At 48.4% G+C, this 25,573-nt stretch carries 22 protein-coding genes and 1 riboswitch; of the genes, 6 read left to right on the forward strand and 16 right to left on the reverse strand.

Translation table 11 applies throughout. The features are described 5' to 3' along the window. Window positions 1–9: 9 nt before the first annotated feature. Window positions 10–618: a 4Fe-4S dicluster domain-containing protein gene (locus tag DP_RS02380; protein ID WP_011187725.1), complete on the reverse strand. Its 609-nt coding sequence runs from the start codon at window positions 616–618 to the stop codon at window positions 10–12. After that, complete coding sequence (locus DP_RS02385) at window positions 615–2,699, reverse strand: formate dehydrogenase H subunit alpha, selenocysteine-containing (protein ID WP_011187726.1); 2,085 nt, start codon at window positions 2,697–2,699, stop codon at window positions 615–617. Before DP_RS02385 ends, DP_RS02380 begins: the two co-directional genes overlap by 4 nt. Before the next feature lie 327 nt (window positions 2,700–3,026). Here DP_RS02385 and DP_RS02395 point away from each other — a divergent pair, with 327 nt between their 5' ends. Then, complete coding sequence (locus tag DP_RS02395; protein WP_011187727.1) at window positions 3,027–4,919, forward strand: sigma-54-dependent Fis family transcriptional regulator; 1,893 nt, start codon at window positions 3,027–3,029, stop codon at window positions 4,917–4,919. A gap of 100 nt (window positions 4,920–5,019) precedes the next feature. On the opposite strand, the gene dctP (DP_RS02400) is transcribed toward DP_RS02395, so the two are convergent. The 11 genes from dctP (DP_RS02400) to dctP (DP_RS02450) all read right to left on the reverse strand — a co-directional run bounded on the left by dctP (DP_RS02400) (window position 5,020) and on the right by dctP (DP_RS02450) (window position 16,538). After that, window positions 5,020–6,018 carry a TRAP transporter substrate-binding protein DctP gene (gene dctP, locus DP_RS02400; protein WP_011187728.1) on the reverse strand — a complete coding sequence of 333 codons (999 nt, stop codon included), beginning with the start codon at window positions 6,016–6,018 and terminating at the stop codon, window positions 5,020–5,022. Window positions 6,019–6,045: 27 nt separating this feature from the next. Further along, window positions 6,046–7,350: a TRAP transporter large permease gene (locus DP_RS02405; RefSeq protein WP_011187729.1), complete on the reverse strand. Its 1,305-nt coding sequence runs from the start codon at window positions 7,348–7,350 to the stop codon at window positions 6,046–6,048. Window positions 7,351–7,354: 4 nt separating this feature from the next. Continuing rightward, window positions 7,355–7,837: a TRAP transporter small permease gene (locus tag DP_RS02410; protein WP_041277531.1), complete on the reverse strand. Its 483-nt coding sequence runs from the start codon at window positions 7,835–7,837 to the stop codon at window positions 7,355–7,357. 942 nt (window positions 7,838–8,779) lie between these two features. Then, window positions 8,780–9,778, reverse strand: a complete 999-nt coding sequence (gene dctP / locus DP_RS02415; RefSeq protein WP_011187731.1) for a TRAP transporter substrate-binding protein DctP — start codon at window positions 9,776–9,778, stop codon at window positions 8,780–8,782. Between the two features lie 27 nt (window positions 9,779–9,805). Further along, the gene (locus tag DP_RS02420; protein ID WP_041278239.1) at window positions 9,806–11,104 is read right to left on the reverse strand and encodes a TRAP transporter large permease; all 1,299 of its coding nucleotides are present in this window, start codon (window positions 11,102–11,104) and stop codon (window positions 9,806–9,808) included. A 10-nt stretch (window positions 11,105–11,114) separates the two neighbouring features. Then, a complete protein-coding gene (locus DP_RS02425; RefSeq protein ID WP_011187733.1) occupies window positions 11,115–11,597 on the reverse strand; it encodes a TRAP transporter small permease in 483 nt (160 codons plus the stop codon). Between the two features lie 77 nt (window positions 11,598–11,674). After that, complete coding sequence (locus tag DP_RS02430; RefSeq protein WP_041277532.1) at window positions 11,675–12,034, reverse strand: RidA family protein; 360 nt, start codon at window positions 12,032–12,034, stop codon at window positions 11,675–11,677. A 17-nt stretch (window positions 12,035–12,051) separates the two neighbouring features. After that, window positions 12,052–13,482 (reverse strand): FAD-dependent oxidoreductase, encoded by a 1,431-nt coding sequence (locus tag DP_RS02435; RefSeq protein ID WP_011187735.1) that lies wholly within the window; start codon window positions 13,480–13,482, stop codon window positions 12,052–12,054. Window positions 13,483–13,484: 2 nt separating this feature from the next. Further along, entirely contained in the window at window positions 13,485–13,772 is a 288-nt protein-coding gene (locus DP_RS02440) for a (2Fe-2S)-binding protein (RefSeq protein ID WP_011187736.1), read from the reverse strand. Beyond that, window positions 13,765–14,886 carry an NAD(P)/FAD-dependent oxidoreductase gene (locus DP_RS02445; RefSeq protein WP_011187737.1) on the reverse strand — a complete coding sequence of 374 codons (1,122 nt, stop codon included), beginning with the start codon at window positions 14,884–14,886 and terminating at the stop codon, window positions 13,765–13,767. Before DP_RS02445 ends, DP_RS02440 begins: the two co-directional genes overlap by 8 nt. Window positions 14,887–15,539: 653 nt before the next feature. Then, on the reverse strand, window positions 15,540–16,538 hold the full coding sequence (gene dctP / locus DP_RS02450; protein ID WP_011187738.1) for a TRAP transporter substrate-binding protein DctP: 999 nt from the start codon (window positions 16,536–16,538) through the stop codon (window positions 15,540–15,542). A gap of 742 nt (window positions 16,539–17,280) precedes the next feature. Here dctP (DP_RS02450) and DP_RS02460 point away from each other — a divergent pair. Both DP_RS02460 and DP_RS16535 read left to right on the forward strand, forming a co-directional pair. After that, window positions 17,281–18,378 carry a DUF2786 domain-containing protein gene (locus DP_RS02460; protein ID WP_011187739.1) on the forward strand — a complete coding sequence of 366 codons (1,098 nt, stop codon included), beginning with the start codon at window positions 17,281–17,283 and terminating at the stop codon, window positions 18,376–18,378. A 146-nt stretch (window positions 18,379–18,524) separates the two neighbouring features. Next, a complete protein-coding gene (locus DP_RS16535; protein ID WP_011187740.1) occupies window positions 18,525–20,597 on the forward strand; it encodes a methyl-accepting chemotaxis protein in 2,073 nt (690 codons plus the stop codon). Window positions 20,598–20,652: 55 nt separating this feature from the next. Here the strand turns inward: DP_RS16535 and DP_RS02470 are convergent, their stop codons facing one another. From DP_RS02470 to DP_RS02480, 3 genes are all read right to left on the reverse strand, one after another. Next, window positions 20,653–21,279 (reverse strand): class I SAM-dependent methyltransferase, encoded by a 627-nt coding sequence (locus DP_RS02470; protein WP_041277534.1) that lies wholly within the window; start codon window positions 21,277–21,279, stop codon window positions 20,653–20,655. A gap of 93 nt (window positions 21,280–21,372) precedes the next feature. Next, the gene (locus DP_RS02475) at window positions 21,373–22,404 is read right to left on the reverse strand and encodes an AIR synthase family protein (RefSeq protein WP_041277535.1); all 1,032 of its coding nucleotides are present in this window, start codon (window positions 22,402–22,404) and stop codon (window positions 21,373–21,375) included. Further along, a complete protein-coding gene (locus DP_RS02480) occupies window positions 22,397–22,705 on the reverse strand; it encodes an MTH1187 family thiamine-binding protein (RefSeq protein WP_011187743.1) in 309 nt (102 codons plus the stop codon). Before DP_RS02480 ends, DP_RS02475 begins: the two co-directional genes overlap by 8 nt. Window positions 22,706–23,041: 336 nt before the next feature. Next, window positions 23,042–23,136: riboswitch (TPP riboswitch) on the forward strand. Window positions 23,137–23,215: 79 nt separating this feature from the next. On the opposite strand from DP_RS02480, the gene thiM reads away from it, so the two are divergent. Genes thiM through DP_RS02500 form a run of 3 tightly spaced genes read left to right on the forward strand, consistent with a single transcriptional unit; the run spans window position 23,216 to window position 25,573 of the window. After that, complete coding sequence (gene thiM, locus DP_RS02490) at window positions 23,216–24,037, forward strand: hydroxyethylthiazole kinase (RefSeq protein WP_041277537.1); 822 nt, start codon at window positions 23,216–23,218, stop codon at window positions 24,035–24,037. Window positions 24,038–24,059: 22 nt separating this feature from the next. Next, window positions 24,060–24,830, forward strand: coding sequence for an ABC transporter ATP-binding protein (locus DP_RS02495; RefSeq protein ID WP_011187745.1), 771 nt, complete (start codon window positions 24,060–24,062; stop codon window positions 24,828–24,830). Then, window positions 24,827–25,573 carry an ABC transporter permease gene (locus DP_RS02500; RefSeq protein ID WP_011187746.1) on the forward strand — a complete coding sequence of 249 codons (747 nt, stop codon included), beginning with the start codon at window positions 24,827–24,829 and terminating at the stop codon, window positions 25,571–25,573. Before DP_RS02495 ends, DP_RS02500 begins: the two co-directional genes overlap by 4 nt.

The raw sequence follows: 25,573 nt of genomic DNA on the forward strand, positions 1-25,573 counted from the left end.
ATAGCCCTCTTAAACTGAGTAATTTCTGCCAACAGCGGCCAGGCTAAGGGCAGCTGCCTGCATTCGATGCGCTCTATGCTCCCGAGGTACAACCAGCTGCAATGCCTGTTGAGGACAGTTCAGCACACAGGCGGGTTGCTCTTCTCCTATACAGAGATCACATTTATTGGCCACCAAACGCTGCTTGTAACGATTATGCAGACCAGAAATACTGCAATCATCCTCACAAAGGCTAAGGTGTTGCATCACGGCATGACCGTTACGAAAGAGGGGCACCAGTTCCATGGCCCCAAAGGGGCAGGCAAGCATACATGTCTTACAGCCCATACATTTTTCCTCATCAACAAATATCACCCCATCTCTTTGGCTGATGGCCTCGACCTGGCATACATTTGCACAGGGAGCATCCTCACAATGACGACACTGAACGGGAACATAGGCCTCATGATAGCGAACAAGATGAAGCCGTGGCTGAATGGGACTCATCATACTCCCCACGGTCAGTGGACGATTTCCCTGGGAATGCACCTGAGAACAGGCTATTTCACAAATTCGGCAGCCGATACACCTAGTGGAATCTGCGACGACGAAGCTGTTTAAGCTCTGCTTTTTCTTCATACCATCTGCCTCTTTCTTCTATTATGGGGGGATACAGCCTTCCTCTCTACCTTTTGTACAGAGACAGCGCATATTTTCAGTTCCGGTGTCTGAGTTATAGGATCGGCGGCGCTATTGGTCAGCATATTTCCCGAACTTTCCGTATAGTGAAATGTCATAAAAACAAGACCCTGAATTACCCGAGTCGTTACCTGGGCCCTGGCCTCTACTGCTCCACGCCGCGAGGCCACCCGAACCAGATCACCATCAATAATGCCCAGACAGAGAGCATCATGGGGATGGATCTCAACCAACTCATGGGGTGCTACCCCATTCAGCCCCCAACAACGACGAGTCATGGTTCCGGTATGGTAATGAGCAACAACACGGCCGGTTGTCAGTTTCAGGGGATAATCTGTGTCTGGTACCTCGGCGGGTTGCCTATGTTGGGCAGGCTCAAAACGGGCCAGGCCACGAATAGCCCCACCCACATGTAAGACCGGTGTACCGGGATGATTTTCATGGGGACAGGGCCACTGCAGAGATTCATTCTCCAACCGTTCATAGGTAATACCGGCATAGGTAGGGGTAAGAGATCGCATCTCGGCAAAGATCTCCCGAGGATGGGTATAGGACGAGGGATACCCCAGAGCCACCATCAACTCGCTGATGATTTGCCAATCTGGCCTGCTCTCACCAATGGGATCAACCGCCCGACGAACGCGCTGTACCCTACGCTCTGTACTGCTGAAGGTGCCATCTTTTTCAGCAAATGTGGTTCCGGGAAAGACCACATCGGCAAGCGCTGCTGTTTCCGTGAGAAAAATATCCTGCACCACGAGAAACTCCACCTGTTCCAGACAGTGCTTAACGTGGTTAATATCAGGGTCACTGCGCAGAGGGTTTTCGCCAAAGACATAGAGAGCCTTCACCTCATCTCGTTCTATCCCGCTTAGAACAGAGGGAATAGTAATCCCTGGACGCGCCGAGAGCTCGACCCCCCAGGCCCTAGAAAATTTCTCCACAATCTCTGGTCGGCTCACCTTCTGATAGCCAGGAAATACATCGGGTAGGGCCCCCATATCGCAAGCCCCCTGGACATTATTTTGTCCACGCAGGGGGTTTACCCCTGTTTTAGCACGACCAATATTACCAGTAAGAATGGCAACATTAGAGACAGCCATCACGTTATCCACTCCGGAGGTGTGCTGGGTTATCCCCATGGTATAATAGGTAGCCACATTGGCGGATTCGCCAAGAATACGAGCCGCCTTCTCCATATCAGCCAATGCCACAGCTGTTATGCTCTCAGCCTCGGCAAGGGATATTTTTTCCACAAATGACCTATAGGCAGAAAAATTTTCCGTGTGAGCATCAATATAGACCCTGTCTTCCAAGCCATCACGCAGAATAAGATGGCCCAGAGCATTGAGAAGGGCAACATCACTGCCGGGCTGAAGACGAAGCCATACCTCTGCGTGTTGGGTAAGGGTGGTCGCCCGAGGGTCAGCCACAATAAGCCGGGCACCACGTTTGACGGCCCGAAGCATACCAAGACCAATAATAGGATGACACTCCGTCGTGTTGGTGCCGATGGCAAAAATCGTATCACCTGCCCCCATGGTATCAAGCTCTGCAATGGAGTTGGTCATCGCCCCGCTTCCAAGTGTTGTGGTCAGACCGGCCACGGTGGGAGCATGTCAGAGACGGGCGCAATGATCAACGGAGTTGGTGCCAAGTGCTGCCCGCATCATCTTTTGAAAGAGGTAATTTTCTTCGTTGGTACAGCGGGCAGAACTAAATCCAGCAATGGCCTGAGCCCCATGCTCTTCTGAAATTTGGAGAAGACGTTGAGCCGTATAGCTATATGCCTCCTGCCAACTGACGGGGGTGAGAACACCTTTTTTTCTGATCAGTGGTTTGGTTAGGCGATCTTTGCTGTGCACAAAATCCGTACCAAAATGTCCTTTGGAACAGAGAGAGCCATTATTTACCGCCCTCACTCTGTTTGGGCTAACCCCGGTAATAGTATTATTCTCTACTTCTAAAAAAAATGTGCACCCTGAGCCACAGTAAGGACAGGTTGTCAGTGTTTTTTGCATCTCGATTGGCCAGTGGTATATATGAGTATATCTAAAACTGTGCACAAAACATGCACAGACACATAAAAGTTAGCATATTGCGTGCCACAACGAAAAACAAAATAAATGATTGTTTTTACGAATATTTACAACCAAGACAAACCTTAGCCCGGCGACGACTGCAGACTTACCTGCATCGCCACTTGCCAATTGCAGGCAATAAATCAGATGAAGCAGAAAAGGAATTGAAGGCAAAGAATGCATCGCCACTCTTTAAATCAAACTTGCTTAATAGGTGTATCAAAGTTATACATGAAGCAACTATTCACACTATTCCCTAAATGAGCTATGGCAAATATAATACCCATTGGTAGCATCCCGACAAAAGAGCAGATGCAAAGAGTTATCAGAGCATCGCATAAACGCTCAAGACAATATGGTGTTAATCAAGAAACCCGTAATCTTGAGCAAAAAAGACTCTCTCCGGCAGAACTTGAAAAGAAGCAGGATGAAAACAAGGAACTGTTAGGTGCTATTGCCGCTACCATTAATGAATTTTATGACCTGATGTCTCCCGAGGAATTTCTGGTGGGTTTTGCCGATAGTGAGGGCTATATCCTCCATCTAGCTGGAGGAGACAGGGCAAGAGAAACGTCAGCTGACCGTCAATTCTCCCTGGGCTACCGTTGGACGGAAAAAGATGTAGGCACCACGGCAACCAGCCTCTGCCTTCGGCTTAAAGTCTCTATTCAGCTCAAGGGCAGGGATCATTACTGTAAACAGGCTCAGGGCCTCCTCAGCTCCGCAGCACCAATTTTCGGCCACCAGGGCGTTCTTCTGGGATCACTCTGCATTTTTGGCGACAAGAGCCTTATTCATCCCCACACGCTTATTATGATAACCTCGTCAGCACGCTCTATTGAGCGGCATATGAGGTTAATGCGCTGGAATACAGAGCTGATAAGCAATGCGGGTTTTCTCGATAATGTCATAGAAGCTGCCGGAACGGGCCTACTGATAATTGACACAGACTTAATCGTTCAGAAGATCAACTATCAGGCTAAGAAAATCCTTAATGTCGATGATCTTAAGGGAAAGTCAATTTCATCCCTAAGTGGCCTCCAGCTCGATCTGGACAGCATCTTTGAAAACCCCAGTGTATGGAAAAACAGAGAGTGCCACATCCAACATAATAAAAAAGATATTCACCTTGTCTACTCTGCCCAACCAGTACTGTCAAAGAACGACAAACCCCTCGGGGCAGTCCTTAACATCACTAAATTTAGTAATATCAGAAAATTAATTGATAAGATCTCCGGCATTAAACCCTATTTTACCTTTGATTCCCTAATAGGATCATCACCGGCCTTTACCAAGGCTGTTGATTTGGCAAAGCGTGCCTCTCACTCAGAGGCTACTGTACTTCTTCTGGGAGAGACAGGCACAGGCAAGGAACTATTTGCTCAGGCGATCCATAACGGCGCCAAGGGAGCGGACAAACCATTTGTGCCAATTAACTGCGGGGCTATACCCGGAGAGCTGCTTGAGAGCGAACTCTTTGGCTATGCCGAGGGTGCTTTTACCGGGGCTAAAAGAGGGGGGCGATCTGGAAAATTTATTTTGGCAAACGACGGAACCATGCTCCTCGATGAGATTGGAGACATGCCACATGATATGCAGGTCAAGCTATTGCGCGTCCTGCAATCAAAGGTAGTCCAGCCAGTGGGGGCACGCAAGCCACTGCAAACCAATGCAAGAATAATCGCCTCAACCCATGTTGACCTGGCAGAGGCTATGCTCCACAACCGATTCAGACGGGATCTCTACTATCGTTTGAATATACTGCAGATTAAGATTCCTCCCCTGCGCGAAAGAGGAGAGGTAGATATCAAGGCTCTGGCCCACTATTTCCTGAGAAAAAATAATCCAGAGTTCCAATTTACTGCAGATGCCATTGCCGGCCTGGTTGCATATCACTGGCCGGGTAATGTTCGGGAACTTGAAAACACCATCCAGCGAGCCCTGCATGTCTGCAAAGACCAAACAATAACCGTCAAAGACCTTGGCCTTAGCAAACAAGACCTCAGCAAAAAAGCTGGCTTTCAAGGTACTTTGCTCGATATGGAAAAGAAGGTTATCGCTGAGACATTACGTGAAACAAAATCTAATATGGCCGAGGCAGCGAGAAGACTGGGTATTTCGCGGGCAACACTTTACCGCAAGGTAAAACAGTTCTCCTAGGCCCACCCCTGCAATCCCCCTATCATAGCAGAGAATGCCCAGCCTACTACCCCAGCTACCTCTCATCAAGAAGTAGCCGGGGCAAGCGTGGGATTACCGCTTACTTGCTAACCTTATCGAGAACACTCTGTCCCCACTCTTTACCTACATCGTTAAGAATTACAGGCCAAACTGTAGTCTTTGCCTTCTTGGAAATAGCTCCAATCTCAGCATCGGTGATTGGAAGAATTACTGCACCGTAATCGGCAAGTTTCTTCTCGTTGGCTGCCTGATCTGCCTCAGCAACAGCCCAGCGTCGATCCTCAAATTTGCTTGCAGCATCCTGCACCTGCGCCTGTTCCTCGGCAGAGAGTTTATCAAAATCCTTCTGACTCATGATCAGGTACCACACCTCAAAATGGGTATTTGCAGGAAGATAATATTTGGTAACATCTCTAAATGAAGAGTAATAGCCCTCGGCCCCTGAACCAATTACACCATCAACAACACCAGTCTGGACAGCGGTGAAGGCATCGGAAAATGGAATTGGGGTACCAAGATAACCTGTCTCATCGGCAAGCAATTGGAAGGTCTTCATCGGTGGAACACGAAGCTTGAGCCCCTTAGGCGCATCTGGATTACCGTAGTTCTTCACCTCTTTATTAAAGGAGATACCACCAAAGTATACAGGCCAGGCAGCAAGCATATGAATGTTCTGCTCAGCATAGAGGCCTTCAACAACCTTACGCAGAGGTGCGCCTGCACCATAATTAGCCTGTGCCTGCTGCCAGTTCTCTACAATATAAGGGAAATAGATAAGTTGAAATCTCTTATCCGCTGCAGTAGATGGTGGCTGACAGGCAAAGGAGATCGCGCCAAGGCTGACTCGCTCCTGAACGATGGTGTAATCGCCCAGGGCACTGGCAGGATAGATCTTTGTCTTTAACTTGCCACCGGAAGCCTCTTTCAAGGTATCTGAAAACCAATGCAAATCCTTATCAATTGCTGTTCCCTGGGGTCTTACGTGCGAAATCTTCATGGTTTTCGCCTGCACACTTCCTGCCAGCAGAGAGACACCAGCTAACAGAACGAGAGCACCGGTAATAAAACTTTTCTTCATTTCTTACTCCTTAGAGAGATTTTTTAATTAATAGCCGAAGAGTCTTGGAAAAAAGAGAGACAAATCTGGCCACAGGGAGGTCAAAAAGACTACCGGCACATAGGCAAAGAGAAGCAATACCATTGCCGGTCTAATAACTTCAGAAAACTGCCCCTTGCCTATTCGATCCCAAGGTAGAGGATAGATGCATAGGGTGGGGTTACCCCGCCCCATTCCCGTATTCACGCCCATGATCGCGGCAAACTGAACAGGAGAAACACCAATCGCCTCCATCAGGGGAAGGAGAAGGGGGGCTATAAGAATGATTGCTGTAATATCATTAACAATCATGCCAACGAAAAAGAGGAGAAAGTTGATGAGGATTAACAGTAAAACCTTATTTTCGGTGATAGAAAAAATTCCCGATACCAGGGCCTGAGGCACATCTTCCATAACAAAGATCTGACTGAGCATAAGACTGAAGACAATCATGATCATAATGGCACCAACAGCGGTGGCAGAACTCTTGGCAGCCTTGAGGAATGTCTCGACAGTCAAACCCTTATAAATCAAAAAGCCAACGGGAATAGCATAGATCACCGCAACAGCCGCGGCCTCGGTGGGAGTCATAATGCCACCGTAGATACCACCAAGAATAATAAGTGGCATCATCAGGGCGGGAATTGCCCGGGATGTACAGCTGATACCTTCCTTAATAATCTCTTTTTTGGTAGCGGGAGGCTCAAGCTCCAGGGGAAAACTTCTGGCCATATACAGATTCACTGCTGAGAGAAGAACGGTAATGGCAATGCCTGGTCCCAGGGTTGCCAGGAAACAGGCAAGAATTGAGGTATCCGTTACCCAACCATAGATGATCATGGTAACACTGGGCGGGATGAGCAGACCAAGAACAGAGGAGTTTGAAACAAGGGCTGTGGCATATCCACGGGGGTAACCCTTGGCGGCCATGGCTGGAATCAACAGAGGACCCGTTGCCGCAACACCGGTCAGGCCACTTCCGGAAATTGCCCCAATAATAGCACAACTCACCGAGGCAACCACCCCAAGTCCACCCCGTATTCTACCTACAAATATATTTACAAAATCCAGCAAGCTGGCCGCAATACCACTCTCACTCATGATGGTACCAGCAAAGACAAAGAGAGGTATGCAGAGAAGAACTGGATTAGAAAGCTGTGAAAAGCCCCAGACCATGGTGCCTTCCATGGGAATATCACCCAGGATAACCATGGACATCAGGGCACCACCAAAACAGTATGGTAGCGGAACGCCAAAACTGAGCAGGACCACAAGTGCGGCGAGGGCAATAAGAGAAATTGCTATGATTTCCATAATACTAGGACTCCTTGGTGGGCTGCTGAAGAGCTATTAACTGTTTTGCATGTTTATACAGATAGCCCCCACAGTAGACCGTCATAAGGGCAAGACCGATGAAGAGGGCACATTCAGCCCAAAACGTTGGTATGTACAGGGTAGGGCTTGATTTCCATACGCGCTTTGCATATACGAAATAATCCCAGGCCCAGTAGGTGAGCCAGGAAGAAACTATGACGGAGGCAAGGTCCGCAATAACCCGAACAATCAATCGTGCTTTATCTGTCTTCAAAAAAATATCAAGAACGTTTGCCTTGATCTGGCTATCCTCTCTTGCAGCATTAACAGCTCCCAAGATATAGAGCCACAGAGTGGGATAGACAAGCATCTCATCAAGTCCCATGCTGGGGAGTTCAAAAACATACCGCATCAGCACCTGATAAAATTCCATTACTGCGATCGTACTGATCAGTAAAGGCAGTGCATATTTAAAGAACCTCTCCATCCTCTCCTCCTTTAAGCAAAATGATTTCAAGCAAAAGATAAAATCCATCTCTTCATTGAATTTTTTTAGGCAATACCTATCTCACTACTGCAACTACTGAGATCTCAACAGGCAAATCTAGACAGGCCGTTCTGGCTTCAACACAGGTACGGGCAGGAAGAGGAGGATGATTTCGGTGAGTGATGCTACCTACCATATCCGCTACCCTGCCAATCTGGCCATCGAGCTACAGCCTTATTATAAATTATAATATTGCTCATCCCCACGAGTCTAAACACCTATTGTCAGGGAAAAATCAATCTCAGGCAATCTCTATATATACCTAATATGCTAATATCATGCCAAGACAGATTAGTTTTATTTATTCTTATAATAATAACAATTTATATCTCACAGCGCAAACAAGTTAACCTATTGATATTTAATCATTATCAATGAATCATAAAAGCATTTTTGAGTTAAAGTACCCAGAACAAATAAAGCAGGAGGGGGAAAGAACGACGGCAAAACAGCCTCTCTATGTTTCATTATGCAACATGCTCTCTGCAATTCTGCACGTTTCCTTAGAGTGCTTAGTCCTGGAGAGGGGTGTCACAAAGTAGTACATGTGCCATTTTGAGAAAAAAAGAGTGGCACAGAGGAGAGGGTAGTAAATCTCAAATTTATAAAACCAGATATCCCTAGATCTCAAAATTCAACAATTTACAAAGACATAATGGTAAAGCCAAAAGCACAAGGAGGCCGAAGACGCTATTTCAACAAGAGGGAGGCAATGATCGTTAAGAATATATAAGCCACTCTTCACAATCAAACAAAAAGAGGGGCAAAGCTACAGAGGTAAATTTTCTACGGAGACAGATATTGGAAAGACACATTTCGTGAGGAAGGGGGGGGGAACCCCGGCCACCTCCTAACAAGAGGCAACCGGGAATCTAAACATGATTATTTACGAATACTATCAAGAACGCCTTGTCCCCACGCCTCTCCTACATCACCGAGAACTACAGGCCAAACAGCAGCCTTTGCCTTATTGGAAAGCGCCGTAATTTCCGCTTCACTGATTGGGAGAATTGTTGCACCGTAATCGGCAAGTCGCTTTTCATTGGCTGCCTGATCTGCCTCAGCAACAGCCCAACGTCGTTCCTCAAATTGAGTTGCAACATCCTGCAGTTGTTTTTTCTCCTCAGCAGAGAATTTATCAAATTGTTTCTGGCTGACAATCAGATACCAAACCTCAAAATGAGTATTTGCGGGAAGATAATATTTGGTAACATCTTTAAATGAAGAGTAGTAGCCTTCGGCCCCTGAACCAATTACACCATCAACAACACCAGTCTGCACGGCAGTAAAGGCATCGGAAAATGGGATAGGAGTGCCAAGGTAACCGCTGGTGTCTGCCAAAAGTTGGAGGGTTTTCATTGGTGGCACACGAAGCTTGAGCCCCTTAGCTACATCCGGATTACCGTAATCCTTCACCTCTTTATTAAAGGAAATGCCACCAAAGTATACAGGCCAGGCGGCGATCATATGAATGTCCTGCTCAGCATAGAGGCCTTCAACAACCTTACGCAGAGGGGCGCCTGGAGAGTAATTATCCCGAGCCTGCTTCCAATTTTCTACCAGATAAGGGAAGTAGAGAATCTGGAATCTCTTATCCACGGCAGGAGATGGTGGTTGGCAGGCAAAGGAGATCGCGCCAAGACTCACTCGCTCCTGAACGATGGTGTAATCGCCAAGGGCACTGGCAGGATAGATCTTCGACTTCAACTTGCCACCGGAGGCCTCTTTCAGGCTGTCTGAAAACCAGTGCAGATCCTTATCAATTGCTGTTCCCTGGGGTCTTACATGGGAAATTTTCATGCTTCTGGCCTGGACACTTCCTACCAGCAAAGAGACACCGGCAAAGAGAACCAATGCTCCAGTAATAAAACGTTTCTTCATATCTTACTCCTTAGAGTGAATTTTTAATTAATAGCCAAAGAGTCTTGGGAAAAAGAGAGACAGATCTGGCCATAGAGAGGTTAAAAAGACAACCGGCACATAGGCAAAGAGAAGCAATACCATTGCTGGCCTGATAACCTCAGAAAACTGCACCTTGCCTATGCGGATACCGAGATAGAGGATAGATGCATAGGGTGGGGTTACACCGCCCATTGCCGTATTCACGCCCATGATCGCTGCAAACTGAACGGGAGAAACACCAATCGCCTCCATCAGAGGCAGGAGGAGGGGAGCGATAAGAATAATTGCCGTGATATCATTAACAATCATCCCAACAAAGAAGAGGAGGAAGTTGATCAGAATTAAGAGTAAGACCTTATTTTCGGTGATCGAAAAAATTCCCGATACCAGGGCCTGAGGTACATCTTCCATCACAAAGATCTGACTGAGCATAAGACTGAAGACAATCATGATCATGATGGCACCGACAGCGGTGGCAGAACTCTTAGCAGCCTTCAAAAATGTATCGACAGTCAGTCCCTTATATATCAGGAAGCCAACAGGAATCGCATAAATCACCGCAACGGCAGCAGCTTCAGTCGGGGTCATGATACCGCCGTAGATACCGCCAAGGATAATGAGCGGCATCATCAGGGCTGGAATTGCCCGGGAGGTGCAGCTAATACCCTCTTTGATGATCTGCTTTTTGGTAGCGGGAGGCTCAAGCTCCAGAGGAAAACTTCTGGCCATGTACAGATTCACCGCCGAGAGAAGAATGGTAATGGCAATACCAGGCCCCAGGGTTGCCAAAAAACAGGCAAGGATGGAGGTATCCGTCACCCAACCATAGATAATCATGGTTACACTGGGCGGGATGAGTAGACCAAGAACAGAGGAGTTTGAGACAAGGGCGGTGGCATATCCACGGGGATAACCCTTGGCAGCCATGGCTGGAATCAACAGAGGCCCCGTTGCCGCAACACCGGTCAGTCCACTTCCGGAAATTGCCCCAATAATGGCACAACTCACCGAGGCAACAACCCCAAGTCCACCCCGTATTCTACCTACAAATATATTTACAAAATCCAGCAGACTAGCGGCAATACCACTCTCACTCATGATGGTACCGGCAAAGACAAAGAGAGGTATGCAGAGAAGGACAGGATTAGAAAGCTGTGAAAAGCCCCAGACCATGGTGCCTTCCATGGGAATATCACCCAGGATAACCATGGACATCAGGGCGCCACCAAAACAGTATGGTAGCGGGACACCAAAACTGAGCAGGACAACAAGTGCCGCGAGGGCAATAAGAGAAATTGCTATGATTTCCATAATACTAGGACTCCTTGGTGGGCTGCTGAAGAGCAATTAGCTGCTTTGCATGTTTATACAGATAGCCCCCGCAGTAGACCGTCATAAAGGCAAGACCGATAAACAGGGCACATTCAGCCCAAAACGTTGGTATGTACAGGGTAGGACTTGACTTCCATACGCGCTTTGCATATACGAAATAATCCCAGGCCCAGTAGGTGAGCCAGGAAGAAATTATCACGGAAGCAACATCCGCAAAGACACGGACAATCAATCGTGCTTTATCTGTCTTCAAAAAAATATCAAGAACGTTTGCCTTGATTTGGCTATCTTCTCTTGCGGCATTAACACTGCCCAAGATATAGAGCCATAGGGTGGGATAGACGAGCAGTTCATCAAGTCCCATGCTGGGGAGTTCAAAAACATATCTCATAAGCACTTGGTAAAACTCCATTACTGCTATCGTAGTGATAAGTAAGGGCAGTGCATATTTAAAGAATCTCTCCATACTCTTCTCCTTCAATCGATAATAATTTCGATTGAGAAATGAGATCCATCTCTCAATCGAATTTTTTAATGCTGTACCTATCTCACTGCTGCAATCACAGAAACCTCGACAAGCAAATCTGGACGAGCCATTCTAGCCTCAACACAGGCACGGGCAGGTGCCTGTCCTTCTGGCACCCAGCTATCCCAAACGCTGTTCATCCCTGCAAAGTCCTTCATATCCCGCACGTAAATGGTCGCAGAAAGGATTAAGTCTCTGCCGCTGCCCGCCTGCTCAAGAAGAGCATCAACCCGGGCAAGCATGGTTTCAGTTTGCTCAGTGATAGTGCTTGGTACATCTACCACACCACCAACCTGACCACAGAGATATACGGTGTTATTATGAATTACTATCTTGCTCATTCGCTGAGCTGTTTCCATTCGAGTAATCTCGCTCATTTTCAATTCCTCTCTAGCTATTTTTTACTTTGATTTTTAAACAGGGCCGACGGATCGACGCCTTCTACCACGATATCCATTGCAGCCACTTCCTGAAGAGGCAGCGGTTTAAGAGGTGGACGTATTTTCAGCAATCCAGCGTTCGGCACGGATCCATCCAGTTCTGCCGCAACAATTTCACCCAAGGCCTGTCCGCACATTCTGCCCTGACAGGGTCCCATTCCACATCTGGTGATGGCCTTTACCTCATTGAGATCAGTCACACCCTCAGAGACAAGCTTGCGTACCTTACCCACCGTAATATTCTCACAACGACAGAGGACGGTCTCATCCTCAAAGGATATTTTATTCGGATTAGGGGCAAAAAAGGCATCGATCAGAGGACGAGGATAAGCGTCCTTCTTGATATTCTCCAAAGGCTGCGCGGCCAGGTTATCACGCTCATAAGGAGGAATGATACCAAGACAGCGGGCAACTTCCAGGGCCGACAACTCACCCTTGAACTCAGCAGCCAAAGCACCGGAAACGCCTGTACCATCACCGGTTGCAAAGATTCGCTCAAAGTTGGTGCGTCCCCAACTATCCGTTGCCGGATACCAGTAACGCTGCTCCTTCTGCCACTCCATATGACAGCCAGTAAGGCGATGAATATGGGTGTCAGGAACAACACCGAAATGAACAAGGAGCATCTCAGCATCAAATTTCAACTTTTTACGACCATGGTCCGCTGTCACGGTCGTGACGGCATCATCACCGATGGCCTTAAGATTTGTTATGTTCTTATAGTGGGGGACACCTGACTTCTTGATATCCCAGAGCATCTTCACGCCCTTGAGAAGGAAGGGAATGCCGCCCATGGCCTTGGGCAGATGTTGCAAAATTGAGGGAGAGGGAATTGCCGCTGTTGTCTCAAGAATTGCCGCAACCTTAACCTTTTTCTGGGTGAGCAGGGCTGCCTCGAGTAAAAGCAAGGGACCACTTCCTGCCAGAACAACGCTTCCGGACGGGGTAAGATCAGCATCTTTAGCAAGACCATTTACAGCACCGGCACCCATTACACCGGGCAGGGTCCAGCCAGGAAATGGTACAGGACGCTCCATGGCACCGGTAGCGATAATGACATAGTTTGCAGTTATACGCTCTGACACACCGGCACGTGAATAGCAGACCCGACCTTCAGATTCCACATTCCACACCAGAGAACTCCCCTCATACTCAGCACCACTCTTTCTAAATCGTTGGGCAAGATCAAGTCCACGGCGATACTCAGGACCCATCTTCTTCAGATTACTATCCGATGCATGCTCTATATTGCGATAGATCTGCCCACCAATGTGGTTTTGCTCATCAAGGGTCAATACCTTCAGGCCCATTTCGGCAAGGGTTGAGCTTGCTGTAAGTCCAGCAGCCCCCGCACCGATCACAATTGTATCATAATGACGACTCATGACTATTTTTCCTCCCCGGCTGCAAGGTTACGATTAACGACCATTCCCTTACGAACGGTGGTCATACAGGCCTGACGCTGGACACCATCAATTTCCATCAAACACTCAAAACAGACGCCCATTAAACAGTGAGGCGAACAGGGTTTTTTAGAGGTGGGAGAAACCTTTGAGGTTATCTCGCCAATTGCGAGCAGGGCAGCGGCCAGATTCACCTCTGCGGGAACAGAAGTGGCTTGCCCGTCCAAGATTATTTCTACTGAATCCGATACTGATGAGTCGCGTTTAAACATTGAATCGTCCATTGCTGAAGTGTGAAATTTGTGGGGCCTCGGCTTTTTCAAGTATCCAGGGAGCGACATGCGTCGCTGACACAGGAGCAAGGCTTACAGCGGAGTGACCTGCCAACACATAGATGTTTTTATGCTCGGTAAGTCTGTCATATATAGGGCTTCCATCGGGGGTCATTACTCTGGCTGCCCCCCAACCTCTTACCCAGTTAACCTTGCCAAGTTCAGGGAAGAGCTTTATGGCTCCAGCCGCCTGATTCTTCATGGCCTCGGTGGTAACCTCAGAGTTATGACCGAAATCCTCGGTGGAGAGACCAATAAGAAAGGTGCCGTCAAGGGTCTGACGAACAGCCAATGTGGGAAAGTCGAGCTTCTTCTCTATCCGCTCACTGACCATAATCTGTCCGCGGGTAGGATAGACATTGAGATGATAATCAAGATCTTCCAGCAAACGTGAAGAACCATGACCGGCAGCTATGACCAACTTGCTGCACTGATAGTCACCCTTCGAGGTCTTTACCGTTACTGTACCGTCTCCATTAGGTACAACCCTTGTCACAATCATGCCGCCATAATAAACACCACCCTTTTTCTGAAAGGCAGCCCTCATTGCAGCCATAGCACCCATGGGGTTTACGGTGCCCTGATCAGCAGAATACATGGCGCCGACAACCTCATCGCCGAGCTTCATCTTGGGAACCATGGAGGCAAATTCTTCCCGATCCACCATTCTGGCAGGGTAATCCATCCCCGCATCGCTACAGACCTTTTTCAGATTGGCAACGGCATCGCTGTACATCTGAAACTGCGCACCACTGGTTGCATGCAGGGCACCGCCATTCCACTCAAGCTCAACATCATAGCCAGTTTCCTCTTCCAGCTTAGCAGCAAATTCCGGCCATAAAGTGGTCGCCATCCGACACCACTTGGCATAATTCGGGTTATTTGCTCCCTTGCACATAAACCAGGTTAAACCAAAATTACCTCGAGAGAGTCTCTGGGTTGGCAGCTGTTCATCGAACATTAGAACCTTGCCAGCTCCCTCACGGACAAGGCCAAGTGCTGTCGATGCACCCTGTAGCCCACCACCAATAACGATTATATCAACTTTCTTCACTTGCTCATCTCCATCAGTCTAAGCACCTGTTGTTGGGGAAAAATTCAATTACGACTAATCTTACCACGTATACTTAATGCTAATTCTATGCCAGATTTAATTAATTTTTATTGATCTTCATAATAACAAGAAGTTAAGCATTGAGACGAAGACAAGACAATGCACTGAAATCACTCCACTTGTCCAGAAACAAGCAGAAATATGGTAAGATTATAGTCTTTAAGAAATGAGGCCCAGAAATGCAGGGAAAAAATAAAAAAACAGCCATATTATGTTTCATAATGAAACATAATTCATGTTATTCGGCGCTTTTCTTTGAAGTGATTGCTCTTAAGAAGAGATGGTACAAAATGAAGCATGTGTCATTTTGAGAAATAGACGATTCGTAAAAAAAGAAGCCCATAAGCCACAGAATAGATAAGAAAATGATGACCACAACACCCATAGGCCATGGACCTTTCAGGAAAAGCAAACAGTCTCTCCCGGCAACGAGAGGACTGACACCCCAAGGCTGTGCCAATTATTCTCCAAAATCAAATTAAAAAAGAGATAGAGGAAAATTTCAGCCAGGCACAGAGCATTAAGAAAACTCTGCCCAGAGCCCTCCCCGGCCACTTCTCATCAAAAAATAGCCGGGGAACTTCTAGTCGTGATTATTTGGTAACCCGATCAAGAACGCCCTGCCCCCACTCCTGGCCCACGTCGCGAAGAATCACAGGCCAAACGGCAGACTTGGCCCTATCCGAAAGCGCCGCAATTTCCGCCTTACTAATGGGGAGAATTACTGCACCGTAATCGGCAAGTTTCTTCTCGTTGGCTGCCTGATCTGCCTCAGCAACAGTCCAACGTCGTTCTTCAAATTGAGTTGCAACATTCTGCACCTGCCCTTGCTCTTCAACAGAGAGTTTATCAAAATCTTTCTGACTCATGATAAGATACCACACCTCAAAATGGGTGTTGGCAGGAAGATAATACTTGGTAACATCTCTAAATGAAGAATAATAGCCCTCGGCTCCTGAGCCAATTACACCATCAACAACACCGGTCTGCACAGCGGTGAAGGCATCGGAAAATGGAATTGGCGTGCCAAGATAACCGCTGGTGTCTGCCAGCAATTGAAAGGTTTTCATTGGCTGAACACGAACCTTGAGCCCCTTGGACACATCCGGATTCCCGTAATCCTTCACCTCTTTGTTAAAAGAGATACCACCAAAGTAGACGGGCCAGGCGGCAATCATATGAATGTTCTGCTCAGCATAGAGACCTTCAACAACCTTACGCAGAGGTGCGCCGGGACCATAATTATCCCGTGCCTGCCTCCAATTTTCTACGATATAAGGAAAATAGATAAGCTGGAATCTTTTATCCGCCGCAGTAGACGGTGGTTGACAGGCAAAGGAAATCGCGCCCAGGCTGACCCGCTCCTGAACAATGGTATAATCGCCAAGGGCATTGGCAGGATAAATCTTCGTTTTCAACTTGCCAGCCGAAGCCTCCTTCAGGGTATCTGAAAACCAGTGGAGATCCTTATCAATTGCTGTTCCCTGAGGTCTCACATGTGAAATTTTCATGGCTCTCGCCTGGATGCTTCCTGCCAACATAGAGACACTGGCAAGCAGAACCAGGGCACTGATAACAAAATGTTTCTTCACTTCTTACTCCTTAGATAACGTTCTTAATTAATAGCAAAAAATCTTGCAAAAAGAGAGACAAACCCAACCAAAGGGAGGCAAGTCGTACCCTCAAAGACGAGCTTGTACCAAAGAGCAAAACCTTGCCAGCACCTCACAGACATGAGCGATCGATGCACCCGCAGCCCGCCAGCAACAACGGCTATATCACCTCCCCCCACCTGCTCATCTCCGCCAAACAAAATTTTTACTGTTAGGGATAAAACAATTACGGCCCACGCAACCACCTCTATGCCAGTTCCATGCCAACCTGAATTAACTTCACCAATACCTCACAAGAGCAAGAAGTTAGCGCCTTCCGCAGAAAAAGCAAACAGGACAATTTCTTGATATAATTATAAAAAGATCTAAAGAAATCCCATTCACCTGTTTTATTATGAGACACAGATTGGCCAATTCACTCTTTTTCTTTAGAGCCAGTACTTACGAAGAGAAACGCTACGAAATGCAACATGTCTCATTTTAAGAATTAACTGATTCGTAAAAAGGAGCCTTAAAGTCGCAGGAGCCCGTGATGGACATCGTTTACCAAAGAGCCCTACAGAGGCCAGCCTCCTCAACAAGAGAGCTGGCAAAGGGCAGAGAGTGAAATATCCCACTTTCATAAAGGCTGGACGGCAAACAGAGAAAAATGTAGGCTAGCCCATGGTAATGGGCTTAAGCTGAGCAAAAAATAACTATAGGCATATAGCAGAAAATCATTATGAAGAACAACAGAGAGAGAACCTGGTGTATTCAACTCATTGAAAATTTTGAGACAATAATAAGAGAGAGAGCCCTGTCGCTCGAAACACCCTGCATGGAGATACTGTCCAGCGACAAAAAACTGGGTAATTGGGCCAGCGCAACAAAGACGATGGGTATCTCAAAGACACTCATTGAAGACTATAGCTGGGATGTAGTTATTGAAATCTTACGCCATGAGATGGCCCATCAATATGTATCTGAAGTCTTAAAATGTACTCAAGTCATGCCCCATGGAAACGAATACCAACGGGCCTGTTCCATCCTGGGAGTACATCCGGATTACCGGGGCGCAAGCACCGCCTGCCCACCAGTCACTCCACGACCTGCAGAAGAAAAGGCCCATGCCCAGCTGGCCAAGGTCGAAAAACTTCTGGCCCTGGCAGAATCTGCCGAAGAGCACGAGGCAAGCGCTGCCATGGCCAAGGCAAACAGACTTATTGCCCGCTACAATCTCCAACTTATTGCCGATAAGACACCACAAAAATATGACTATATTCAGATCAAAGTCGGCAATAAACAGGTTCCTGCCTGGATCAAAAGCATAACCGTAATTATCAAGGAACACTTCTTCGTAAACACCATTATAATTTCCCAGTACGATGCCAAGACAGATTCCACCTTCAAAGCAGTAGAACTCATCGGCAACAGAGAAAATATCTCTATAGCCGCACATGTTTTCCACTTTCTCTGCGCCCGCCTGCCTCTGCTGTGGAATAATTTTCAAAAGGAGAGCGCTGTGCAGGCAAGGGAAAGACGCTCTTACTATCTTGGCGTCATCAGAGGTTTTAAAGAAAAAATGGATGCTGGAGAGAAAAGCCATCCCTTCCTCGCTGAGACAGGACTTACAACAAGTGCACTGATACTTGCCCAGGACCAAGAATTACAGAAGTTCTTTATCCAGAGGTATCCACAGACAAAACTATGCCGAACAAAGGCCACAAAAATCTATACGGCTAGCTATAATTCCGGCATAGGCGTAGGCAAAAAACTCACCGTACACAGGCCTATTACCAACAGCCAGGGTAACCTGGGACACCTGCTCCCCCGCCCATAGCGCCTCTCCCCTCAGCCACAAAAAGAATTCCACAAGCAGGAGAGGAGACAGACTTTACCATTGACACTAAACCCCATCTCAATGTTATATGTCGACCAGACAGCAAGCAACACTCCGGTAAAACTTAATATAATTAGAGGGCGAAGATGTTTAAAAAGGCCAAATTAAAGGTCAAGATGCTCGTACCCATCTGCGGTACTGTTTTAATAGCATTTGTCATAACCATTGCCAGCATAACCAACTTAGCCTCAGAACATGCGAAAGAGAGGGCCTTAAACCTGGCCACCGAAACTGCCCATCGCTATGGAGGCGAGGTACAGAACGAAATATCAAAGGCATGGGACGCAACGACCACCATGTCAGAAATGATAGGGGGGGCAATGAGTAGCGGCAACACAGCCAAGCGCGCCTCCGTAGTTGCAATGCTCACCAGCGTTATCAGCCAACACCAAGAGTTTTATGGTGTTTGGACAATCCTCCAACCCAATAGTTACGATGGGCCGGACAGCGAAGCCGACCCCTCCCAGCCAGGCACCGGCGAAAAGGGACAGTTCCGCCCCAATATTCACCGCTATAGCGGCCCCATCAAAACAACCCTTATCAAATACCGCCCTGAGAGCAGTGCCAAAGGCGCCTGGTACTGGATTCCCTATCGTAGCGGCAGGCCCTATATTACCCCCCCCACCGTCTACAATATAAACGGCCAGGACGTGACCATGATCTCCATCTGTGTTCCCATAATGAAAAATGGCACACCAGTGGGCGTAGTTGGCATTGACCTCGGCATGGAACGGATGCAGGAGATCGTCTCCGAGATCAGACCATTTAACACCGGTTTCGGCTACCTGCTCTATACAGACGGTACCGTTCTTGCTCACCCAGACAGTAAGGCTGTGCAGAGAAAGGTCACCGATCTCGACATCGACCAGGCAGTACTGCCGGCCATCCGTCAGGGCAGAGACTTCGTCTGGGAGGGAGAAAGTAATCGTTTCCAAGGTGAAGCCCTGTCCGTCTTCGCCCCATTTAAAATCGGTAGCAGTGACTCTCCATGGAGTCTGGCCGTTACCATTCCCATGGACACGGTACTTGCCAATGCCCAGCAACTTCTGCGGGTAAGCATCATCATCGGCATCCTCTCCCTCACCATCCTCCTGGCCCTGGTCTACGCCATTTCGACATTTGTCATCGTCCGCCCCATCGAGATGGTTGTCAACGGCCTTAAAGATATCGCCGGCGGAGAGGGAGACCTGACAAAACGACTCGATGCATCCACAAAGGATGAAATTGGCGAACTCTGCAGTTGGTTCAACACCTTTATAGCCGAACTGCAGAGAATTATGACAGAGGTTTCCGGCAAGTCGGCAATTCTGGGTGCCTCAGCGCAAGCACTGCAAGCTACCTCAAAAGAGATGACAGGCGACGCCAATACGACATCGGCAAAAACCGTCCATGTATCGACTGCCATCAGAGACATGAACGGCAATATTTCCACCGTCGCAGCCGCCATGGAGCAGACATCCACCAATATTGGCCTTGTGGCCTCCGCCACAGAAGAGATGACGGCAACCATCAACGAAATCGCCAAACACTCAGAATCAGCTCGGGCAATTTCCGGCAATGCCGTCTCTAGATCGCAAAAGGCCTCGGATAAAATGGATCTGCTCGGAGGCGCCGCTCGGGATATCGACAAGGTTACCGAAACAATCACGGAGATTTCCGAACAAACCAACCTCCTGGCGCTCAACGCCACCATTGAGGCAGCCAGAGCCGGAGAGGCAGGTAAGGGCTTTGCCGTAGTAGCTGGTGAAATCAAGGTACTCTCCCAGCAGACCGCCAATGCAACCAAGGAGATACAAAAACGCATCGAGGGAATCCAAACAGCTACCAACGAATCCATTGAGGAGATCAACGGCGTATCCAAGGCCATCGAAGATGTCAATGACACTATCTCAACCATCGCCACCGCCGTCGAGGAACAGTCCATTGCCTCACAGGAGATCGCCGACAACATAGGTCAAGCATCTCAGGGAGTGCAGGAGGTAAACACCAACGTAACCGAAACTGCAGGACTGGCAGACCAGGTAACCAATGACGTTGAAGAGGTAAGTGCGGCAACAACTGATATAGCGAACCTGAGTACCACGGTAACAACCAGCGCCAATGAGTTAAACCAACTCTCCGGCGAGCTAAACGCCCTGGTTGAGCGTTTCAAGGTCTAAGCAAAAAACATCTGCCCGACTTACCTTCTAGTCGGGCAGATGACAGTTATATCTATCAAGAACAGATTTTCACAGCAATACCGCGGATAGTAGGCCTAACCAAAGGCATTGAGGTGCGCATGCTCTCTCGCTTAATTTGAGAGATCTTAAACCCTGCCAGACAGAGAGCATTTTCTATCTCTCTGTTAAAATGACAGTTCCCCGCCAACCTTCGCCAAAGAGGAGTCATCCTGTCCTGCCATCTCCTTCTAGCCGAGCCTCTCTCAGCAGCTACATGCTCCAGAAAAACCAGGCTTCCACCTGGCCTTAAGACCCGATGGATCTGCTCTAGTACAGTCTCAAGATCTACCACAGAACAACAGACCAGTGTTGTCACCACAAAATCAAAGGAACCATCATCTCCTTCAACCTTCTCAGCTGAAGCGGAGGAGAAGGTGATATCCCTGAGCACACTCCTCCCAGCCTTAATCCTCAACTGATCACGCATGATTTTTTCAGGCTCTGAGAGGACTAAATGAGTAACCGATTCTGGATAAAACTCTATATTTGCCCCGGTTCCAGCTCCTATCTCAAGCACATCGCCATGCACCTCCTGCAAAAGATCACGTCGCCACTCACGCAAACAGGATTTTTCTGTGGAGGCCATCAGTATATCGTATAAACGTTCGACTAGAAAAAACATTGAGCCACCACTCCCCAGCCTGCTGAGTTTAACCAATCTGGGCAAGGTGCCACCCTATCAGACTGAATACCAAGTTTTCCCTTCAAGGCAGGGCTACTGCAAACCAGCAAAAAACAGGTCCCAAAAAGGATCAGAATCCGGTTCCAACAGAGGTTGGCTCTGGCCATTTTTAAGAACAGTATTCTCCTTAAGGCTAGAGTCAAATTTGCCCAAGATGTAACTATCGATACCGAGATCAGCCCAGACTCTCTGCACCTCCTGCACCTGTTCGGGTTCAACTGCCGCGAGCAATGTCCCCTCACTAATAGCCTGCCAAGGATCAAAATCCAGTTCCCGGGCAAGGGCCACAATATCTGCCGGTATCTCCACCCCATCAAAATCAACCATAACCGGAAGACCAGAAGATGTGGACATCTCCCACAGCCCTCCCTGCACCCCTCCTTCGGTGGCATCATGCATGGCATGAACTCCACCCACCTTAAAGGCATGCAAAGCATCCTCAACAACGGTGATCTGATCCACTCGGGCACGAAGAGTAGCGAGCATCTCCTCGGAAATATTTCCCTGAAGTCGCTCATGATGAACAATGGAAAGCAGGGCAGCCGCCTCAATGCACGGCCCCTTAGTCATTAAAATAAGATCACCATCCTTGGCACCGCCGGGCGAAATCCATGCATCCTGATCCGCCGTACCCCAAACGGTAACCCCACCCACGGTCGGCACCGTCACAGCACCGTACCAGCCGGTATGTCCCCCGACAATGGAGATCCCCAAATCTTCAGCGGCACGGGAGATAGAGCTAATAATCGTCCGAGCATCCTCCTCGGGACAACCAAGAGGCAGGAGCAGGGTATAGGTCATGAATTCTGGTTTAACCCCTGTTACCGCTATATCACTGGCCCCGATATGGACGGTAAACCAACCCATAATATCCAAAGGCAAGCCAGGAGCGGGAAAAATAGGGTCCTCGGCAATAGCCATGACCCGTCCATCGGCGGTCTGCAAAATTGCTGCATCCAGGCCAGGTCCCGGCCCCACTAACAAACTTTTACATGGTTTGCCCAATGCCCCCTGAACCAGGGCTTGCAGACGAGAGGGACTTGGTTTACCCACCAGATTACTCATGCTCAAGCCCCCTTAGCAAAACATCTTCCACATCGCTGACCTTACCCCGCAGACGGCCAGTTGCCCCTCGACGATCATCCATAGTGATGGAGGTGAGCACCCGAGGTGCCCGTTCCATCATCAACTCATGACAACGCATGATCAAAGCCATGACCTCAGCCTGCTCCCCCTCAATAGTCGTCTGCATGGCGCCAAGCCTATAGTCCATACCAGAATCAGCGACCAACGCCACCACCGCTGCAACATGCTCCTTCAGCTCCTCACCTACCCCAAAGGGTAGAATTGTAAAACTTGCCAGCATAGTACACCTCCATCTGAATTATCTGTTTTACAGGTTCCCCATCTACCTTCCGCCCAATCACCTCACGACTTTCCACCTAAGACCAGAGAAAACTATTCGTGAACAGCAAGGGCGTCATCCTCAATACATCTCTAAAATTTTCCTTTCAATGTAAAAAGCAGACACCTAACCACATAACAGATTTAATATCATAACAAATAGACAGAAGACAAGCACCTCGACATTTTACCTGTATTTAACAGGAGAGGCATGGCATTCAACTTTTCAGGGCCGTGGCACTGAGAACAATAATTCTTGACTTTGGTTTTACGGTCTCCTATAGGTTGAGGTGTATTATTTTTTTTGCAGGGGTGGCTTTAGGGCCTGAGAAGATACCCATTGAACCTGACCTGGCTAAAACCAGGGTAGGGAATTGCAGAAATGTCCTCATTTTCATTTCTTCGCTCTATCTGCTCGCCCTCCCCCTGTTATTCTAGCGAAAGCTTTAACATTTATCCGCTGAGTAATGTTATGTCGAATATTTCCCTTACGGCTGCAGAAAATCTGCAGCAAATCCGCGAAAATAAACCACTTATTCATAACATCACAAATTTTGTGGTCATGAACTACACGGCAAATGTCCTGCTGGCAACGGGTGCCTCTCCAGTTATGGCCCATGCCCAGAATGAGGTGGAGGAGATGGTCGCATTTGCCGGATCTCTGGTTCTCAACATTGGTACCCTGAGCGAAAGTTGGGTGAGCTCCATGCTTATGGCCAGCCAAAGGGCAAATACATTAAAAACACCAATCATACTCGACCCTGTTGGCTCGGGGGCAACAGCCTTTAGAACCGCCTCGGCTAAGCGCATCATCGCCGAGGCAAAGGTCAGTGTTATCCGAGGCAATGCCTCGGAAATTCTCTCCCTCGGCAGTGAGCAAAGCAACACCCGAGGAGTTGACACAAGCCAGTCCGTCAGTGATGCAGCCCAAACCGCCTCTCTTCTGGCCCGAGAGCTGGATACTATCCTGGCAATCACAGGACCCACCGACCTGGTTACCGATGGCAGACGAGTATTCAATGTTGATAATGGCCATCCACTCATGCCCTATGTCACAGGAACCGGTTGCTCTGCCACCGCCGTAGTCGGTGCCTTTGCCGCAGTGGACAGAGATTATCTGAGGGCAGCAACAACTGCCCTGGCATTTTTTGGCCTGGCGGGAGAAATGGCTGGCAAGGCAGCAACTGGGCCCGGCTCCTTTATGATCCACCTGCTGGATGCTCTCTACAACATGAGCCCGGAACAGCTGGAGAAGGGCTGCCGAATTAAGGAAAGCTCAGCAACAAGATCCTGAGACTCATCAGAAAGAGAAAAGAATGCAAGACCAGCACCTGACAAAGACGACAGGGCCTGAAGAGGCCCCATCAATTATTTTCGACAAGGTCTCGCTGAACATGGGGGACAGGCCTCTGTTTGACAAGCTGTCCATGACCATTGAAGGCGGGCTGTGTACCTGCATCTTAGGCCCCAGTGGTTGTGGAAAATCAACCCTGCTCCATATGATCTCGGGGGCAACATCTCTTCCCTATGAGGGGAGCATCCAAATTGAATCCAAAAAGGCAAAAAATGACAAAATTGCCTGGATGAGCCAAAACGATCTACTCCTCCCCTGGCTCTCCCTCTTGGAGAACATTATCCTCGGGGCAAAACTACGCAATGAAGAATCTGCCTCCCTTCGGGCCAGAGCAGGTGAACTTATGGAGGAGGCTGGTCTGGCCGGATACGAGAACGCCTTACCGGCAACTCTTTCCGGCGGCATGAGACAACGAGGCGCACTCCTGCGCACCCTCATGGAGGAACGCCCCATACTACTCATGGACGAGCCCTTTTCAGCGCTCGACGCCCTGGCCAGAATGAAGCTGCAGAATCTGGCGACCAAGCTCACCAGGCGGGCAACAGTTCTCCTGGTAACCCATGACCCCATGGAGGCACTGCGGATGGGTGATAGAATTCTGGTCCTCTCCAAAAGGCCATGCCGGGTCCAGAGCCTTTTCTCTCTGACAGGAATACCACCTCGAAATGTTGACGATCCGGAAATTCAGGCCCATCTCAGCACCTTGCTCAGTCAACTGATGGATCAGCGATGAAGACATTCAGACTCATAGTGCTTGGCACCGGCCTCTTACTGCTCTGGCAACTGGTGGTTATTATCACCGATGCTCCCCACTATATCCTGCCCGGGCCACTACCCGTATTCCATGCCATCATCGACCATTGGTCCACCCTGATGGGACATCTGCAAACCACCTTAACGGAAATAATCTTCGGCATTTTACTGGGTACCGCCCTCGGGATAAGCGCTGCCCTGACCATGACCTTCTCCCCACTGCTCAAGCGTTGGCTCTTGCCAGTGCTGGTGATCAGTCAAGCCATTCCTGTTTTTGCCCTGGCCCCAATTCTCGTTCTTTGGTTTGGCTATGGCATGGCCTCTAAAATTGCCATGGCGGTACTCATTATCTTTTTCCCTGTAACTTCGTCATTTTACTACGGAATGCAGCGGACAGAGCCACAACTTCTGGAACTGGCAAGAATCATGAATGGAAGCCCCATGCGGATAATGCGCTATATCGTCATTCCAGCGGCAATGCCGGCATTCGCCTCGGGTCTTCGACTTGCTGCTGCTGTAGCCCCAATCGGGGCAGTAATTGGAGAATGGGTTGGTTCAAGTTCCGGACTCGGATTTTATATGATCCACGCCAACGCCCGCATGCAAATCGATGTCATGTTTGCTGCCCTAACAATTTTATCTGTTGTTTCATTACTTCTCTATTTCTTAGTTGATTTTGCAATGGAGAGGCTTATTTACTGGGAACCTTATCAAGGATGTTAA

The organism is Desulfotalea psychrophila LSv54 (assembly GCF_000025945.1).
GTDB lineage: Bacteria > Desulfobacterota > Desulfobulbia > Desulfobulbales > Desulfocapsaceae > Desulfotalea > Desulfotalea psychrophila.

Excerpts from the sequence above, each read along its gene's own strand:
- DP_RS02410 (WP_041277531.1), bottom strand. The coding sequence starts at position 7,837 with ATGGAGAGGTTCTTTAAATATGCACTGCCTTTACTGATCAGTACGATC.
- DP_RS02500 (WP_011187746.1), top strand. The coding sequence starts at position 24,827 with ATGAAGACATTCAGACTCATAGTGCTTGGCACCGGCCTCTTACTGCTC.
- dctP (WP_011187731.1), bottom strand. The coding sequence starts at position 9,778 with ATGAAGAAACGTTTTATTACTGGAGCATTGGTTCTCTTTGCCGGTGTC.
- DP_RS02395 (WP_011187727.1), top strand. The coding sequence starts at position 3,027 with ATGGCAAATATAATACCCATTGGTAGCATCCCGACAAAAGAGCAGATG.
- DP_RS02430 (WP_041277532.1), bottom strand. The coding sequence starts at position 12,034 with ATGAGCGAGATTACTCGAATGGAAACAGCTCAGCGAATGAGCAAGATA.
- DP_RS02425 (WP_011187733.1), bottom strand. The coding sequence starts at position 11,597 with ATGGAGAGATTCTTTAAATATGCACTGCCCTTACTTATCACTACGATA.
- DP_RS02495 (WP_011187745.1), top strand. The coding sequence starts at position 24,060 with ATGCAAGACCAGCACCTGACAAAGACGACAGGGCCTGAAGAGGCCCCA.
- DP_RS02440 (WP_011187736.1), bottom strand. The coding sequence starts at position 13,772 with ATGTTTAAACGCGACTCATCAGTATCGGATTCAGTAGAAATAATCTTG.
- DP_RS02460 (WP_011187739.1), top strand. The coding sequence starts at position 17,281 with ATGAAGAACAACAGAGAGAGAACCTGGTGTATTCAACTCATTGAAAAT.
- dctP (WP_011187728.1), bottom strand. The coding sequence starts at position 6,018 with ATGAAGAAAAGTTTTATTACCGGTGCTCTCGTTCTGTTAGCTGGTGTC.
- DP_RS16535 (WP_011187740.1), top strand. The coding sequence starts at position 18,525 with ATGTTTAAAAAGGCCAAATTAAAGGTCAAGATGCTCGTACCCATCTGC.
- DP_RS02405 (WP_011187729.1), bottom strand. The coding sequence starts at position 7,350 with ATGGAAATCATAGCAATTTCTCTTATTGCCCTCGCCGCACTTGTGGTC.
- DP_RS02435 (WP_011187735.1), bottom strand. The coding sequence starts at position 13,482 with ATGAGTCGTCATTATGATACAATTGTGATCGGTGCGGGGGCTGCTGGA.
- DP_RS02475 (WP_041277535.1), bottom strand. The coding sequence starts at position 22,404 with ATGAGTAATCTGGTGGGTAAACCAAGTCCCTCTCGTCTGCAAGCCCTG.
- DP_RS02480 (WP_011187743.1), bottom strand. The coding sequence starts at position 22,705 with ATGCTGGCAAGTTTTACAATTCTACCCTTTGGGGTAGGTGAGGAGCTG.
- DP_RS02380 (WP_011187725.1), bottom strand. The coding sequence starts at position 618 with ATGAAGAAAAAGCAGAGCTTAAACAGCTTCGTCGTCGCAGATTCCACT.
- DP_RS02470 (WP_041277534.1), bottom strand. The coding sequence starts at position 21,279 with ATGTTTTTTCTAGTCGAACGTTTATACGATATACTGATGGCCTCCACA.
- thiM (WP_041277537.1), top strand. The coding sequence starts at position 23,216 with ATGTCGAATATTTCCCTTACGGCTGCAGAAAATCTGCAGCAAATCCGC.